Raw genomic sequence first — 16,216 nt, forward strand, 5'->3', positions numbered from 1 at the left:
GCATGCGAGTGCCGCTCAGCTGGCTCGCCGAGTACGTCGAACTCGTACCGGGCACGACGCCCGAAGAGGTGCACGCCGCCCTCGTGAAGGTCGGCCTCGAGGAGGAGGACGTGCACACGTTCGAGATCTCGGGCCCGGTCGTCGTGGGGGAGGTGCTCGAGTTCGTCGAGGAGCCGCAGTCCAACGGCAAGACCATCAGGTGGTGCCAGGTCCGCGTCGCGCCCGATGGCGAGCCCGCACCCGACGGCGGCGAGGCCGTCCATGGCATCGTCTGCGGTGCGCGCAACTTCTTCGTCGGCGACAAGGTCGTCGTGAGCCTGCCGGGTTCGGAGCTGCCCGGGCCGTTCCCGATCAGCGCACGCAAGACGTACGGCCACGTCTCCGACGGCATGATCGCGTCGGCCCGCGAGCTGGGGCTCGGAGACGACCATGAGGGCATCCTGAGACTCGCGACCCTCGGCATCGACGCACCCGTCGGCACCGACGCGATCGCGCTGCTCGGTCTGAACGACGCGGCCGTCGAGATCAACGTCACGCCCGACCGCGGATACGCGTTCTCGATCCGCGGGGTGGCGCGCGAGTACGCGCACGCCACCGGAGCCCGCTTCCGCGACCCCGTGGAGCAGGCCGTGGCCGCGGACGGAGGCGGGTCGGCCGATGCGTTCCCCGTCACCATCGCCGACGACGCGCCGATCCGCGGCCGGGTCGGCTCGTCGGTGTTCGCCACGCGCATCGTGCGCGGGGTCGACCCCACCCGCCCCACGCCGGCATGGATGGTCGCGCGGCTGAAGCTCGCCGGCATCCGCTCGCTCTCACTGCTCGTCGACATCACCAACTACGTGATGCTCGAGCTCGGGCAGCCGATCCACGGTTACGACCTCGACCGGTTGCAGGGCGGCATCACCGTACGCCGAGCGGCGCCAGGCGAGACCCTCGTCACCCTCGACGACAAGGAGCGCCCGCTCCACCCCGAGGACCTCCTCATCACCGACGACCGAGGGCCGATCGGCCTCGCGGGCGTGATGGGCGGTGCCGACACCGAGATGAGCAGTTCGACCCGCAACGTGCTCATCGAGGCGGCGAACTTCGATCCGGTGTCGATCGCGCGCACCGCCCGTCGCCACAAGCTGCCGAGCGAGGCGTCGCGTCGCTACGAGCGGGGCGTCGACCCGCAGATCGCCGGGCCGGCGGCTTCGCGGGTCGCGCAGCTCATGGTCGATCTCGCGGGCGGCACGGCCGACGACGGCGGGTCGTTCATCCAGGCCGAGCTGGAGCGCGAGGCGATCCACCTGCCCCGTGGCTTCGTCTCCGCGTTGATCGGCGTCGAGTACACCGAGGCCGAGGTGCATGACGCACTCGCCGAGGTGGGCGCCGTCGTCACCGAGACGGCAGACGGATTCGACGTCGTGCCGCCGTCGTGGCGCCCCGACCTCACCGGCAAGGCCGAGCTCGCCGAAGAGGTCGCGCGACTGGCCGGGTACCACCGCATCCCGTCTGTGCTGCCCGTCGCGCCGCCCGGGCGAGGGCTCACACGGTCCCAGCGCATCCGACGACGGGTCGCCGACACGCTCGCGGCGGCCGGTTCGACCGAGGTGCTCACGTTCCCGTTCGCGACCGAGCACGAGAATGCCGTGTTCGGCAGTGCCGACGGCGGCCCCGTGGCATCCGTACGGTTGGCCAACGCCCTCGACGCGAACACGGCACTGCTTCGCCGCTCGCTGCTTCCGGGCCTGATGGCGGCGGCCAAGCGCAACCTCTCGCGGGGGCTCACCGACCTCTCGATCTTCGAGCAGGGCCTCGTGTTCCTGCCCGAGGCGGACCGCACCTACGGCACATCGTTCCTTCCCGTGGGCGACGCGAAGCCGAGCGACGACGACCTCGAGACGCTCCAATCCGCCATCCCGCCGCAGCCGCGGCACGTGGGCGTGCTGATCACCGGCGATGCCGTGACGAAGCAGCCGGGGCAACCGGCGATCCCCGCCGGCATCGTGGACGCCCTCGACGCCGTGCGGCAGGTCGCGCTGGCCGTGGGAGCGACGATCGACATCCGGCAAGGGTCGCATCCGGCGATGCATCCCGGTCGCACCGCCGAACTCCGGGTCGCCGGACGCACCGTCGGCCATGCAGGCGAGCTCCACCCGGCGCTCGCGGCCGAGGCCGATCTGCCCCGCGTGGTCGCGGTGGCGGAGCTCGACCTCGACGCGGTCATCGGCCTCACTGAGCCGGGGATCGAGGCACGGCCGATCGGGACCCTTCCCGCTGCGACGCAGGACCTCTCGCTCGTGGTCGACGCGGCGGTGCCGGCGGCCGAGGTCGCCGATGCCGTGCGCCACGGCGCGGGCGAGCTCCTCGAACACCTCCACCTCGTCGACGACTATCGCGGTGCGGGCCTGCCCGACGGAGCGAAGAGCCTCACGTTCGCGCTACGCTTCCGTGCGCCCGACCGCACGTTGACTGCGGCCGAGGCGAGCGAGGCCAAGCTGGCCGGCGCTGCGGCGGCCGCCGAGCGATTCGGCGCGAAGGTCCGGGAGTAGGGCGGGTCAGGCGCTGTACCGTGCGACCAACCGGTCGAATGCGGCGTCGAGTTCGCCATCGACCACGCGCCGCGATGGGTCGGCGTCGTGCCACTCGACGATCTCGCGCGCGCCGCGCCAGAACGGGATGACGGCCCGGTACTCGGGAACGAGCGACCTCACCTTGCGGTTGTCGAACATGACCGAGTGCGCCTTGTCGCCGAGCAACCCTGGTCCCTCATCGGGCAGTTCGCGCGCGATCGCCTCGCTGGCCACATGCAGGGTCTGCGGCTCGGCCCCGGCGGCGCGCGCGAGGAGCGCGGTGATGTGGTTCCACGTGAGGACCTCGTCCGAGGTGATCTGGAACGCCTCGCCGATCGCACGATCGTTGCCGAGAAGGCCGGCGAACGCCACGGCGAAGTCGCGCGTATGGGTCAGGGTCCAGAGGCTGGTGCCGTCTCCGTGCACGATGATCGGGAGCCCGCGCCGCACGCGGTCGATCGCGGTCCAACCCCCGAGGATCGGCACCAGCGTCGCGTCGTAAGTGTGCGACGGTCGGACGATGGTCGCCGGAAACCCTCGATCCCGATACGCCGCCATGAGCAGGTCCTCTGCGGCGATCTTGTCGCGCGAGTACTGCCAGTACGGATTCCGCAGCGGCGTCGACTCAGTGATCGGGAGGGTCATGACCGGCTTCTGGTAAGCGGATGCCGACGAGACGAACACGTACTGCGCGCACCGGCCCTCGAAGAAGTCGATGTCGGCGGCCACCTGTTCTGCGGAGAACGCGCGGAAGTTCGCCACGACATCGAACGTCTGGTCGCCGACGGCCGCGGCGATCGAGGCCGCGTCGTGCGCGTCACCGATGAGCTGTCGAGCGCCCACGACGGGCGGTCGCGTGGTGCTTCGTCCGCGGTTCAGGAGCGTCAGCTCGTCGCCGCGCTGGACGCCCCGAGCACTCGCCGCCGAGCTGATGATGCCGTTCCCGCCGATGAACAGCACGCGCAGGGCCATGGGATCCTCCTCCGACGGTGCATCCGAGCCTATGCGATCGCCCAGGTCACGATGTCCCGTCGCCGAAAGCCCGTACCCCGAGGCATCCGTTCGGCTCGCCGAACTCACCGACCGAGAGCGCGCGGTGCGAGGCCGGCCGTGGATGACGACGGGCACTCGGGCCCCGATTTTGCAGTGCGGGATGCCGCCGATATGGTCGATCGCATGTCCACGACCCGGGTCGCCCCCTCCGCACGCCCCCTGCGTGTCGTCGAGCCGCGAATCCGACGTCGCCGCGCCTGCCGAATCTCGGCGACCCCCAGCGCGGCCTAGACGGGCCTGTCGCGGGGCCGTCGCCGAACATTCGCCCCGACCGCACAGACTCTAAGGTGGATCCATGACGTACTCCGTCGCCGTTTCCGGCGCGTCCGGCTATGCCGGTGGCGAGATCCTGCGCCTGCTCGCCGACCATCCCGAATTCGATGTGCGCACGGTCACGGCGCACTCCAATGCCGGCCAGCCGCTCGTCGCGGTGCAGCCGCACCTGCGCACCTACACGCATCTCACGCTGAAGGAGACGAGCGCCGAGACCCTCGGCGGTCACGATGTCGTCTTCCTCGCGCTCCCGCACGGAGCATCCGGGGCGATCGCGGCGCAGCTCTCCGATGACACCCTCGTGATCGACTGCGGTGCCGATCACCGGCTCGAGCAGACGGCGGACTGGGCGGCCTTCTACGGCGGCGATCACCATGGAGCCTGGAGCTACGGTGTTCCCGAGTTGCCCCGCATGTCGGGAACGCAGCGCGATCGCCTGACCGGGGCCCGTCGCATCGCGGCGCCCGGATGCAACGCGTCGACCGTTTCGCTGTCGCTCGCGCCCGGCATCCGGGCCGGGGTCATCGAAGACCGCGATCTCGTCTCGGTGCTCGCGGTCGGCCCCTCCGGCGGGGGCCGGAGCCTCAAGGCACACCTGCTCGCGAGTGAGATCCTCGGTTCGGCGAATCCATACTCGATCGGAGGCGTGCACCGCCACATCCCCGAGATCACGCAGGCACTGCGCTGGGCAGGCGCCGCCGATCCCACCATCTCGTTCACGCCGTTGATCGTGCCGATGTCGCGCGGCATCCTCGCCACGTCCACGGCGAGGATCGTTCCGGGCACGGATGCCGCGACCGTGCGTTCCGCCTGGGAGGACGCGTACGCCGGCGAACGCTTCGTGCAGCTCCTTCCCGAGGGCCAGTTCCCACGCACTGCCGACGTGCTCGGGGCCAATACCGCGCTCATGGGCCTCGCCGTCGATGAGGGGGCTGGCCGTGTCGTCGTCGTGACCGCGGTCGACAACCTCGTGAAGGGCACCGCGGGCGCCGCCATCCAGTCGGCGAACATCGCGCTCGGCATCGCCGAGGCGACGGGCCTGCCGGTGAACGGAGTCGCTCCGTGACCGTCACCGCCGCCGGGGGGTTCGAGGCCGCCGGCGTCGCTGCCGGCATCAAGCGGTCGGGCGCGCTCGACCTCGCGATCGTCGTCAATCGCGGGCCCATGCAGGCCGCGGCCGCCGTGTTCACCACCAATCGGGCGAAGGCCAATCCCATCCTCTGGTCGGAACAGGCGATCGCCGATGGCCAGGCCGCCGCGATCGTACTGAACTCCGGCGGCGCCAATTGCTTCACCGGACCCGAGGGATTCCAGGTCACGCACCGCACCGCCGAGGCAGCCGCTTCGGCCCTCGGGTACTCGGCCGGCGACGTCCTCGTCTGCTCGACCGGCCTCATCGGCGCACAGCTCGACGGCGAGGTCGTCGAGGAGGGCGTCCTGTCGGCCGCCGCCCGGCTCGGCACCGAAGGCGGGGACGATGCCGCCCGGGCGATCATGACCACCGACACGCGGCCGAAGACCGTCGTGGTCGAGGGGGACGGATGGCGCATCGGCGGCATGGCCAAGGGTGCGGGCATGCTCGCGCCCGGCCTGGCCACGATGCTCGTCGTCCTGACCACTGATGCGGCGCTGCCGCCCTCCGACCTCGACACGGCACTTCGCACCGCCACCCGGCTGACGTTCGACCGGCTCGACTCCGACGGCTGCATGTCGACGAACGACCAGGTGACCCTGATGGCGTCGGGCGCCTCGGGCGTCACTCCCGGCCTCGAGGCCTTCACCACGGCGCTGACCGAGGCGTGCCGCTCGCTCGCGACCCAGCTGCAGCAGGACGCCGAGGGCGCGAGCCACGACATCGCCATCGAGGTGCTCGGGGCGGCGACCGAGGACGACGCGGTCGAGGTCGGTCGCGCGGTCGCGCGCAACAACCTGTTCAAGGCGGCCATCTTCGGCAACGACCCGAACTGGGGGCGCGTACTCGCCGCGATCGGCACCACGAGGGCCCCGTTCGACCCGTACCTCGTCGACGTCACGATGAACGACGTGCGTGTGTGCCGCGCCGGCCGACCCGACGCGCCGCGCGAGCAGGTCGACCTCACCCCGCGCGCGGTGCACATCCGCATCGAGCTGCATGCCGGCGAGGCATCCGCCACCATTCTCACCAACGACCTCACGCACGACTACGTGCACGAGAACAGTGCGTACTCGAGCTGAGATGCACGAGACGACGAGCCCGAGCGGCGGCGCCGCGCACGATCACGAGGACGCGGACGTCGACGCGTCGACCGCTGCGGCGAAGGCGCAGGTGCTCATCGACTCGCTGCCGTGGCTGAAGCGGTTCCACGGCGAGACCATGGTGGTGAAGTTCGGCGGGAATGCCATGGTGAGCCCCGAGCTGCAGCGCGCGTTCGCCGAGGACATGGTCTACCTCCGCTACGCCGGCATCAAGCCGGTCGTGGTGCACGGCGGGGGCCCGCAGATCTCGGCGATGCTGGCGCGACTCGGCATCGAGAGCGAGTTCCGCGGCGGCTATCGCGTGACGTCGCCCGAAGCCATGGACGTCGTGCGGATGGTGCTCTCGGGGCAGGTCAATCGCGAGCTCGTGTCGCTCATCAACCAACACGGACCGCTCGCCGCCGGGCTGTCCGGCGAGGACGCCGGGCTCTTCACCGGCCGGCGCCGTGGAGCGGTGATCGACGGGGTCGAGGTCGACCTCGGCCTGGTCGGCGACGTCGTGTCGGTGGATCCCGCTGCGGTGCAAGCGCAGCTCGACGCCGGACGCATCCCGGTCGTCTCGTCGATCGCTCCCGACGGCGATGCGCCGGGCCAGTCGCTCAACGTCAACGCCGACTCGGCCGCCGCGTCACTGGCCGTTGCGCTCGGCGCCGCGAAGTTGGTCATCCTGACGGATGTCGCGGGGCTGTATCGCGACTGGCCGAACCGCGACTCCCTGGTGTCGGTGATCGGCGTCGCCGAGCTGCTCCAGCTGCTGCCGCACCTCGAGTCGGGGATGATCCCCAAGATGCGGGCATGCCTCGAGGCGGTCGAGGGCGGGGTGGCGAAGTCGGCGATCATCGACGGGCGGATTCCGCACTCCATCCTCCTCGAGGTGTTCACGCAGTCGGGCATCGGAACGGAGGTGGTGCCGGCATGACCGAATGGCTGGACCGATTCGATCGGCGCATGATGCGCTCGATGGCCCCGCCACTCGCGAAGCTCGTGCGGGGCGAGGGCGTGCGGGTGTGGGACGATGCGCAGCGCGAATACCTCGATTTCCTCGCGGGCATCGCGGTGAACTCGCTCGGCCATGCCCATCCGGTCTTCGTCGACGCCGTGTCCGAGCAGGCCGCGCGCCTGGCTCACGTCTCGAACTACTTCACGACCGAACCGGCGCTCGAGCTCGCCGAGCGGATCACCCGGCTCGCCGCCACGGGCGAGCACGGCCGGGCCTGGTTCGGCAACTCGGGCACGGAGGCGAACGAAGCGGCGTTCAAGCTCGCGCGCCTGAACAACCCGGGCGGCGCCCGCACGCGAGTGCTCGCACTCGTCGACGGCTTCCACGGTCGCACGATGGGTTCGCTCGCGCTCACGGGCAAGCCTCCGCTTCGGGAGCCCTTCGAGCCTCTCCCGGGCGGTGTCGAGCACATCCCGGCCACGATCGATGCGCTCGAGGCGACCGTCGACGAATCCATCGCCGCGCTCTTCGTGGAGCCCATCCAGGGTGAGGCGGGCGTCGTCGATCTGCCCGACGGGTTCCTCGAGACGGCACGCGACCTGACTCGGCGTCACGGCGCACTGCTCATCGTCGACGAGATCCAGACGGGTGCGGGCCGTACCGGCCAGTGGTTCGGATACCAGCACGCCGGCATCGCACCCGATGCCATCACAGTCGCGAAGGGCATCGGCGGCGGCTTCCCGATCGGCGGGCTGGTCACCTTCGGGCACGCGTCGTCGCTCTACACGAAGGGCCAGCACGGCTCGACGTTCGGCGGCAACCCGCTCGCGGCCGCCGTCTCCAACGCGGTGCTGGGCGAGATCGAGCGCGCGCGACTCGTCGAGAACGCCGCCGTACGCGGCGAGCAGATCCGCGACCGTGTCGAACGGCTCGGCTCGCCGCTGGTCGCGGGCGTTCGCGGTCGCGGGCTGCTGCTCGGCATCGCCATGACCGAACCCGTGGCCACCACGGTGGTCACGGCGGCCATGCGCATCGGCCTCATCGTGAACGCCGCGAACGACTCCACCATCCGCATCGCGCCGCCCCTCATCATCGACGAGGCCGACGTCGACGAGTTCGCCGAACGCTTCGCTCGCGCCCTCGACACGGTCGCGGCATCCCTCTGACCCCGCACGATCGACCCACGAACGGAACCGCATGACCCGCCACTTCCTCCGCGACGACGACGTCAGCCCGGCCGAACAGGCCGAGATCCTCGACCTCGCCGAGCGCCTGAAGCAGGATCGCTGGGCGGAGAAGCCGCTCGCCGGCCCGCAGACCGTCGCCGTGATCTTCGACAAGTCCTCGACTCGAACCAGGGTGTCGTTCGCGGTCGGCATCGCCGACCTCGGCGGGTCGCCGCTGATCATCTCGACGGCGAACAGCCAGCTCGGGGGCAAGGAGACCCCATCCGACACGGCGCGCGTGCTCGAACGCATGGTGTCGGCGATCGTGTGGCGCACCTACGGCCAGGCCGGCCTCGAGGAGATGGCGGCCGGCACCACCGTGCCGGTGATCAACGCCCTCTCCGACGACTTCCATCCGTGCCAGCTCCTCGCGGACCTGCTCACGATCCGGGAACACAAGGGCGAGCTCGCGGGCCGCACCGTCGTCTTCCTCGGCGACGGCGCGTCGAACATGGCGCAGTCGTACGTGCTCGCGGGAGTCACCGCCGGCATGCACGTGCGGGTCGCGTCTCCCGAGGAGTTCTCACCCGCGGCATCCGTGGTCGAAGACGCCGACCGCATCGCCGAGACCACCGGCGGCTCGGTGACCCTGTACACGGATGCCGCGGAGGCGACCGCCGGCGCCGATGTCGTGGTGACCGACACCTGGGTCTCCATGGGCAAGGAGGACGAGAAGGCCCACCGCGTCGCCACCTTCGGTGCCTACCAGGTGAACGACGAGCTCATGTCGCTCGCGGCATCCGATGCGGTCTTCCTGCACTGCCTCCCTGCCGACCGCGGCTACGAGGTGACCGCCGACGTCATCGACGGCGACCAGTCGATCATCTGGGACGAGGCGGAGAACCGCCTGCATGCGCAGAAGGCGCTGCTCGTCTGGCTGCTCGAGCGGAAGGACGCATGATGGCCGAGCACGGCACCAACGAGGGCTCGCTCTGGGGAGCCCGATTCTCGAGCGGACCATCGCCCGAGCTGGCGCGGCTCTCGAAGTCGACGCACTTCGACTGGCAGCTCGCGTCGTACGACCTGGCCGGCTCCCGCGCCCACGCGCGCGCCCTCGCCAGGGCCGGATACCTGACCGACGACGAGCTCGCGGCGATGCTCGCGGGAATCGACGAGCTCGAGTCGAAGGTCGAATCCGGCGAGATCACGGCCGCCGACGCCGACGAGGACGTCCACGGGGCACTCGAGTCCGCGCTCATCGAGCTCGTCGGCCACGAACTCGGCGGCAAGCTTCGCGCGGGCCGAAGCCGTAACGACCAGATCGCCACGCTCGTGCGGCTCTACCTCAAGGAGCACGGGGCCACGATCGCGCAGCAACTCGTGCACCTCATCGACGCGCTGGCGGCGCAGGCCGACGCGCATCGCACGGCGATCATCCCCGGGCGCACGCACCTGCAGCATGCGCAGCCGGTCCTGCTCGCACATCACCTGCTCGCACACGCATGGGCGCTCTCGCGCGACCTCGAGCGCCTCGTCGACTGGACGAAGCGAGCCGACGTCTCACCGTACGGCGGGGGAGCGTTGGCCGGGTCGACGCTCGGCCTCGACGCGGCATCCGTCGCCCGCGACCTCGGCCTCGCGGCACCGGCCGAGAACTCGATCGACGGCACCGCGAGCCGCGACGTCGTCGCGGAGTTCGCGCTCGTCGCGGCGATGATCGGCGTCGACGTCTCGCGCATCGCCGAGGAGATCATCATCTGGGACACCCGCGAGTTCGGCTTCGTCACGCTCGACGACGGTTACTCGACGGGCTCGTCGATCATGCCGCAGAAGAAGAACCCCGACATCGCCGAGCTCGCGCGCGGCAAGTCGGGCCGGCTCATCGGCAACCTCACCGGCCTGCTCGCGACGCTCAAGGCCCTGCCCCTCGCATACAACCGCGACCTGCAGGAGGACAAGGAGCCCGTCTTCGACTCGGTCGAGACCCTCGAGGTGCTGCTCCCGGCCTTCACCGGCATGGTCGAGACGCTCACGTTCCACACCGAGCGGATGGCCGAGCTCGCGCCGGCCGGGTTCTCCCTGGCGACGGATGTCGCGGAGTGGCTCGTGAAGCGCCGGGTGCCGTTCCGCGACGCCCACGAGATCACTGGCGCGCTCGTGCGCTACGCCGAGGAGCACTCGCTCGAGCTCCACGAGGTCGACGACGCCGCGCTCGCCGCGATCTCGCCGCACCTCACGCCCGACGTTCGCGAGGTGCTCACGATCGAGGGGTCCGTCGCGAGCCGCGACGGCGTCGGCGGCACTGCGCCGGCCCGGGTGGAAGAGCAGTTCGCGAGGCTGACCGACCGGGTCCGGCACCTCGTGGCGGCGTTGCCGGGAGCGGGCCGCTGACGCCTCAGATGCCGAACGAGCTCATCACCGTCGGTCGGGAGTGGTTCGCTCGCGACCCGGTCGAACTCAGCCCCCTGCTGCTCGGCGCGGTGCTCGGGTACGCGAGCGAGGACGGGCGCGTCGCGGTGCGCATCTCGGAGGTGGAGGCGTATCGGGGGGCCGGCGAGGATCCCGGCTCGCACTCGTTCCGTGGCAAGACCCGGCGCAACGCCGTGATGTGGGGTGAGGCGGCGCACCTGTACACGTACTTCACCTACGGGATGCACACGTGCCTCAATATCGTGGCGGGGCAGCCGGGCCCCTCGGCGGGCATCCTCCTGCGCGGCGGCACCGTCGTCGATGGAATCGACCTCGCCCGTGAACGGCGGGCCCGGGCCTCCGACCGCGACCCCGCACGCGGGCCGGCGCGCCTCGCGGGGGCGCCGGGGGGGCCGCCCTCGGCCGGCGGGTCGGACCTCCTCGCTCCGCCGTTCTCCATCGAGGTGCGGTCGGTGCCGGTGCCGTGGGCGAACGGGCCGCGTACCGGTGTCAGCGGCGCCGGCGGGGGATCAGCGTACCCGTGGCGGTTCTGGATCCCCGGGGATCCCGGGGTTTCGGTGTATCGACGGCACTCTCGCTCGCACGACTGACGGCCCGCGGCGTGCCAGCCGTCAGCGCAGCGCGAGGTGCACGACGAGGGCCGCGGCGCAGGCCCAGATGAGACTGGCGAACGTGCCGATGATGAACCGCTCGCGTGCCTCGGGCGCCTCGAGCTCGGTGAACCGTCCGACGCCCTTCACGGCGACCACGATCGCGAGGCCCTCGGGGAATCCCGCGATGATCGTTCCTGCGGCACCGATGCGCTCGAGCACGCCGATCGTGAGCCCGCCTCGAAGCACCTCGCGGCGGGGGCCCGCGCCGACGCCCCGCCGTGCCTGCTCGGGTGTGGGACGTTCGGTGACGATGATGCCGCCGTGCAGGCCGGGAGCGACCGTGCCGCCCATGGCGAGGTCGAGTGCGGTCGCCGCCGCGGGGCTGCCGCCGAAGACCGCCGCGGTGAACGCGAGGATCGTGACGAGCGGTGCGAAGCCGGGGTGCGCGACATCGGGGATGGCGGCGGCCGCGAGGATCGCGATGCCGAGCGCGCCGGCCGCGAACCAGAGGAACGGTGCGCGGGGCCGGAGGAACGCGGCCACCGAGAGGCCGGCCGCAGCGGTCAGTGCGAGGAGGAGTGCGACCCACGTGGTCGCTTCGGCGACGGCGGCGAGGCTCACGGTGCTCCCTTCCCTGCCGCGATCGCTCCGTCACGGCTCCGAGCAGTGTAGCGACGGGCGACGACGTGCCGGATCAGGCCGTCGCGCTCGTCGCCGATTCGTGGTCGAGTTGTTCGAGCAGGTGCTCGAGCGCGGGGCGCGCATCCTCCTCGGCGCGCCACATCGCGGCCTTGAGTCGGGCGCTCACCGCCGCGGCGCTCACGTCGAGCAGCGCCGCCACGTCCTTCTGCCGATGACCGGCACGCATCAGGTCGACGACCTCCCAGCCGTGATCGGTGCGTCGCTCGCGGAGCAGGACGAGCAGGCGCAGGAGCGATTCCGCCTCGGCGGCACGGACTGCCGCGGCATCCGACCCGCTGCGCAGTGCGAAGCGCCCGTCGGCACGCTTGGCCGAGCCCACCGCCTCGCGGGCCGCGATGAAGGCCGAGCCTGAGGCCTTGCGAGCTGCGTCGGGCAGCGGCGTGCGGATGTCGCCGACACCGACGCCGACGCTCCACCGGCGGCTCCGGGTGGCGTCGAGGAGGATCCCGAGGGCGGTGTGGGCCGATTCCGTCACCAGCTGGATCTCGTCGCCCGCCGTCTGGTCGGGAGGGAACACGAGCTGATCTCCGTATCGATCGGCGAGTTCGGCGATGAGGGCGCCCGTTCGATCCGCGTCCCGACGGCTGGCAACCTGGTCTGCGGTGACGACGAACATCGCGCCCTCCATGCATGCGGTCTCGGTCTCGCGTGGGCCTGCGGTCAAATCTGCAGGCTTGATCGCAGTAACTCAAGGATACAACATTGAACCCATCGATTCAAGGCTGCATGCTGAACGACTACCGACACACCCGCTGATACTCTTGCTGGCGTGTCAGACCCCGTGATCCTCGCGACCCAGCAGAACGACCCCTCATTCGAGGACGTGTGGGAGGAACTCGTCTGGCGCGGCCTCGTGCATGTGTCCACCGACCAGGCCGCGCTCAAGGAGCTCCTCGCGGGCGAGCCGATCACGTATTACTGCGGGTTCGATCCCACCGCCCCGAGCCTCCACCTCGGAAACCTCGTGCAGATCCTCACGCTGCGGCGCCTGCAGCTGGCAGGCCACCATCCGCTCGGTCTGGTCGGAGGCTCGACCGGGCTCATCGGCGACCCTCGTCCCACCGCCGAGCGCACCCTCAACACCAAGGAGACCGTCGCCGAGTGGGTCGGCTACCTTCGCAGCCAGATCAGCCGCTTCCTCTCCCGCGAGGGTGACAACGCGGTGCGAATGGTCAACAACCTCGACTGGACGGCGGACCTCTCGGCCATCGACTTCCTACGCGATATCGGCAAGCACTACCGCGTCGGCACGATGCTGAAGAAGGACGCGGTCGCCTCGCGCCTGAACTCCGAGGCCGGCATCAGCTACACCGAGTTCAGCTACCAGATCCTGCAGGGCTTCGACTTCCTCGAGCTCTACCGGCAGTACGGCTGCGTGCTGCAGACCGGCGGGAGCGACCAGTGGGGCAATCTCACGAGCGGCACCGACCTCATCCACAGGGTCGAGGGCGTGCACGTGCATGCGATCGGCACTCCGCTCATCACGAACGCCGACGGCACGAAGTTCGGCAAGAGCGAGGGGAATGCCATCTGGCTGGATGCCGCGATGTGCAGCCCGTACCGCTTCTACCAGTTCTGGCTCAACACCGACGACGCCGATGTGGTGTCGCGGCTGAAGGTCTTCACCTTCCTGACCCGTGAGCGCATCGAAGACCTGGCCGAGTCGGTCGAACGGGAGCCGTTCCGGCGCGAGGCCCAGCGCGTGCTCGCCGAAGAGGTGACCACGCTGGTGCATGGGGCGGATGCCACGGCGGCCGTGATGGCGGCATCCCAGGCGCTGTTCGGGCAGGGCGATCTCGCTTCCCTCGATCCCGACACGCTCGAATCCGCACTGCGCGAGTTGCCGAACACGACCACGTCGCCCGATACCCCCATCGCGCAGCTGCTCGCCGACACCGGGCTCGTCTCGAGCCAGAGCGAGGGTCGACGCGCGATCGCCCAGGGCGGCGTCTCCCTCGACAACGTACGCGTCGAGGATGAAACCGCGACCCTCGAGGGCCGTGTCGCACGCGGCGGGATGGCCGTGCTCCGCCGCGGCAAGAAGACCCTTGCCGGCATCTTCGTGGAGTGATGTCCGCGCCCGCGTCCGAGCTCGGAATCGGTGATCGCGCGCGACACGCCCGGGATGCGATCGTGATTTGCAGGTACCCGCAGTTCGACGTAAAGTAGTCATCCGTTGCCCCAAAGGTGCGAAAGAGCCAGGCGCTCATCGGCCTCAAGTGGAACGGTTTCCAAGCTCTCGAAGAGATCCTTCTTCGACTCGCTTGAAGCATTCGGACGCGTCCCTCGGGATGGCCGGATGAAACGAACGAACAGCCTCGGATGAGGCGCCCGACGGCGCCGACCCGGGTGCGTCCGTTTCTTGAGAACTCAACAGCGTGCACTATGTTCAATGCCATTTTTTTGAACCTCGTGTTCTTGCCTTTTTTGGGGTGGGGACGGGTTTCCTTTGATTGATGGACAATTTGATTTTCGAGTCAGTTGTTTCTCTGTCAGAGATCAAATTTCCTGGCGCTCTTCGGGGTGTTGGGGCCAAGTTTTTTTGGAGAGTTTGATCCTGGCTCAGGACGAACGCTGGCGGCGTGCTTAACACATGCAAGTCGAACGATGAAGCCCAGCTTGCTGGGTGGATTAGTGGCGAACGGGTGAGTAACACGTGAGTAACCTGCCCTGGACTCTGGGATAACTCCGGGAAATCGGAGCTAATACCGGATAGGACCTTGGACCGCATGGTTTGGGGTGGAAAGTTTTTTCGGTTTGGGATGGACTCGCGGCCTATCAGCTTGTTGGTGAGGTAATGGCTCACCAAGGCGTCGACGGGTAGCCGGCCTGAGAGGGTGACCGGCCACACTGGGACTGAGACACGGCCCAGACTCCTACGGGAGGCAGCAGTGGGGAATATTGCACAATGGGCGCAAGCCTGATGCAGCAACGCCGCGTGCGGGATGACGGCCTTCGGGTTGTAAACCGCTTTTGTCCAGGAAGAAGCCGGCTTGCCGGTGACGGTACTGGGAGAAAAAGGACCGGCTAACTACGTGCCAGCAGCCGCGGTAATACGTAGGGTCCGAGCGTTGTCCGGAATTATTGGGCGTAAAGAGCTCGTAGGCGGTTTGTCGCGTCTGCTGTGAAATCTTCAGGCTCAACCTGGAGCGTGCAGTGGGTACGGGCAGGCTGGAGTGGTGTAGGGGAGACTGGAATTCCTGGTGTAGCGGTGGAATGCGCAGATATCAGGAGGAACACCGATGGCGAAGGCAGGTCTCTGGGCACTTACTGACGCTGAGGAGCGAAAGCGTGGGGAGCGAACAGGATTAGATACCCTGGTAGTCCACGCCGTAAACGTTGGGCGCTAGATGTGGGGACCTTTCCACGGTTTCCGTGTCGTAGCTAACGCATTAAGCGCCCCGCCTGGGGAGTACGGCCGCAAGGCTAAAACTCAAAGGAATTGACGGGGGCCCGCACAAGCGGCGGAGCATGCGGATTAATTCGATGCAACGCGAAGAACCTTACCAAGGCTTGACATACACCAGAACACGCTAGAGATAGCGGACTCTTTGGACACTGGTGTACAGGTGGTGCATGGTTGTCGTCAGCTCGTGTCGTGAGATGTTGGGTTAAGTCCCGCAACGAGCGCAACCCTCGTCGCATGTTGCCAGCACGTCATGGTGGGAACTCATGTGAGACTGCCGGGGTCAACTCGGAGGAAGGTGGGGATGACGTCAAATCATCATGCCCCTTATGTCTTGGGCTTCACGCATGCTACAATGGCCGGTACAAAGGGCTGCGATGTCGTAAGGCGGAGCGAATCCCAAAAAGCCGGTCTCAGTTCGGATTGAGGTCTGCAACTCGACCTCATGAAGTCGGAGTCGCTAGTAATCGCAGATCAGCAACGCTGCGGTGAATACGTTCCCGGGCCTTGTACACACCGCCCGTCAAGTCATGAAAGTCGGTAACACCCGAAGCCGGTGGCCTAACCCCTTGTGGGAGGGAGCCGTCGAAGGTGGGATCGGTGATTAGGACTAAGTCGTAACAAGGTAGCCGTACCGGAAGGTGCGGCTGGATCACCTCCTTTCTAAGGAGCAGCTCGGGGCCCCGTTTCGGGGTTCCGTAGTGCGTGCCGGGTCAGCGGCGGATGTTCGCTGCCGGCTGCTCATGGGTGGAACATTGACATAGGTGCTCGTCTGAGTGGTTCAGATCTAGTACGCCTCGTTCGCGGGGTGGGAACGGTCGGGGCTGGGATGGTGGGTGCGTGCACGCTGTTGGGTCCTGAGG

Annotated in this window: 12 protein-coding genes and 1 rRNA gene; 10 read left to right on the forward strand and 3 right to left on the reverse strand. The window is 68.8% G+C overall.

All coding sequences use genetic code 11. The features are described from left to right. Positions 1-2: 2 nt before the first annotated feature. The gene (gene pheT / locus HUS56_RS02425) at positions 3-2,534 is read left to right on the forward strand and encodes a phenylalanine--tRNA ligase subunit beta (protein WP_173921839.1); all 2,532 of its coding nucleotides are present in this window, start codon (positions 3-5) and stop codon (positions 2,532-2,534) included. Positions 2,535-2,540: 6 nt separating this feature from the next. Here pheT and HUS56_RS02430 read toward each other — a convergent pair whose 3' ends face one another. After that, the gene (locus tag HUS56_RS02430) at positions 2,541-3,527 is read right to left on the reverse strand and encodes an NAD-dependent epimerase/dehydratase family protein (protein ID WP_173921840.1); all 987 of its coding nucleotides are present in this window, start codon (positions 3,525-3,527) and stop codon (positions 2,541-2,543) included. 376 nt (positions 3,528-3,903) lie between these two features. Here HUS56_RS02430 and argC point away from each other — a divergent pair, with 376 nt between their 5' ends. From argC to HUS56_RS02465, 7 genes are read left to right on the forward strand one after another with little or no spacing between them, the layout of a single operon-like run. Further along, entirely contained in the window at positions 3,904-4,947 is a 1,044-nt protein-coding gene (gene argC, locus HUS56_RS02435) for an N-acetyl-gamma-glutamyl-phosphate reductase (protein WP_173921841.1), read from the forward strand. Beyond that, positions 4,944-6,095: a bifunctional glutamate N-acetyltransferase/amino-acid acetyltransferase ArgJ gene (argJ, locus tag HUS56_RS02440; RefSeq protein WP_173921842.1), complete on the forward strand. Its 1,152-nt coding sequence runs from the start codon at positions 4,944-4,946 to the stop codon at positions 6,093-6,095. The genes argC and argJ overlap by 4 nt, the downstream gene beginning before the upstream one ends. 1 nt (position 6,096) lies before the next feature. Beyond that, a complete protein-coding gene (gene argB / locus HUS56_RS02445) occupies positions 6,097-7,035 on the forward strand; it encodes an acetylglutamate kinase (protein ID WP_173921843.1) in 939 nt (312 codons plus the stop codon). Next, the gene (locus HUS56_RS02450; protein ID WP_173921844.1) at positions 7,032-8,222 is read left to right on the forward strand and encodes an acetylornithine transaminase; all 1,191 of its coding nucleotides are present in this window, start codon (positions 7,032-7,034) and stop codon (positions 8,220-8,222) included. The genes argB and HUS56_RS02450 overlap by 4 nt, the downstream gene beginning before the upstream one ends. Positions 8,223-8,253: 31 nt before the next feature. Further along, positions 8,254-9,183, forward strand: coding sequence for an ornithine carbamoyltransferase (argF, locus tag HUS56_RS02455; RefSeq protein ID WP_173921845.1), 930 nt, complete (start codon positions 8,254-8,256; stop codon positions 9,181-9,183). Beyond that, positions 9,180-10,613 (forward strand): argininosuccinate lyase, encoded by a 1,434-nt coding sequence (argH, locus tag HUS56_RS02460; RefSeq protein ID WP_371808288.1) that lies wholly within the window; start codon positions 9,180-9,182, stop codon positions 10,611-10,613. Before argF ends, argH begins: the two co-directional genes overlap by 4 nt. 8 nt (positions 10,614-10,621) lie before the next feature. Further along, positions 10,622-11,242: a DNA-3-methyladenine glycosylase gene (locus HUS56_RS02465; RefSeq protein ID WP_173921846.1), complete on the forward strand. Its 621-nt coding sequence runs from the start codon at positions 10,622-10,624 to the stop codon at positions 11,240-11,242. A 21-nt stretch (positions 11,243-11,263) separates the two neighbouring features. Here the strand turns inward: HUS56_RS02465 and HUS56_RS02470 are convergent, their stop codons facing one another. After that, entirely contained in the window at positions 11,264-11,866 is a 603-nt protein-coding gene (locus HUS56_RS02470; protein ID WP_173921847.1) for a hypothetical protein, read from the reverse strand. Between the two features lie 73 nt (positions 11,867-11,939). Continuing rightward, positions 11,940-12,611 (reverse strand): DNA-binding protein, encoded by a 672-nt coding sequence (locus HUS56_RS02475; protein WP_254431250.1) that lies wholly within the window; start codon positions 12,609-12,611, stop codon positions 11,940-11,942. Between the two features lie 105 nt (positions 12,612-12,716). Here HUS56_RS02475 and tyrS point away from each other — a divergent pair, with 105 nt between their 5' ends. After that, complete coding sequence (gene tyrS / locus HUS56_RS02480; protein WP_173921848.1) at positions 12,717-14,018, forward strand: tyrosine--tRNA ligase; 1,302 nt, start codon at positions 12,717-12,719, stop codon at positions 14,016-14,018. 468 nt (positions 14,019-14,486) lie between these two features. Next, positions 14,487-16,016, forward strand: a 16S ribosomal RNA gene (locus tag HUS56_RS02485). Positions 16,017-16,216: the final 200 nt, after the last annotated feature.

Source organism: Agromyces sp. Marseille-P2726 (assembly GCF_902809835.1).
In the GTDB taxonomy this organism is placed as follows: domain Bacteria; phylum Actinomycetota; class Actinomycetes; order Actinomycetales; family Microbacteriaceae; genus Agromyces.

Bases quoted from the DNA above. Each gene is read 5' to 3' on its own strand.
- pheT (WP_173921839.1), top strand. From the start codon at position 3: ATGCGAGTGCCGCTCAGCTGGCTCGCCGAGTACGTCGAACTCGTACCG.
- HUS56_RS02450 (WP_173921844.1), top strand. From the start codon at position 7,032: ATGACCGAATGGCTGGACCGATTCGATCGGCGCATGATGCGCTCGATG.
- argH (WP_371808288.1), top strand. From the start codon at position 9,180: ATGATGGCCGAGCACGGCACCAACGAGGGCTCGCTCTGGGGAGCCCGA.
- argC (WP_173921841.1), top strand. From the start codon at position 3,904: ATGACGTACTCCGTCGCCGTTTCCGGCGCGTCCGGCTATGCCGGTGGC.
- HUS56_RS02430 (WP_173921840.1), bottom strand. From the start codon at position 3,527: ATGGCCCTGCGCGTGCTGTTCATCGGCGGGAACGGCATCATCAGCTCG.
- argF (WP_173921845.1), top strand. From the start codon at position 8,254: ATGACCCGCCACTTCCTCCGCGACGACGACGTCAGCCCGGCCGAACAG.
- argB (WP_173921843.1), top strand. From the start codon at position 6,097: ATGCACGAGACGACGAGCCCGAGCGGCGGCGCCGCGCACGATCACGAG.
- HUS56_RS02465 (WP_173921846.1), top strand. From the start codon at position 10,622: ATGCCGAACGAGCTCATCACCGTCGGTCGGGAGTGGTTCGCTCGCGAC.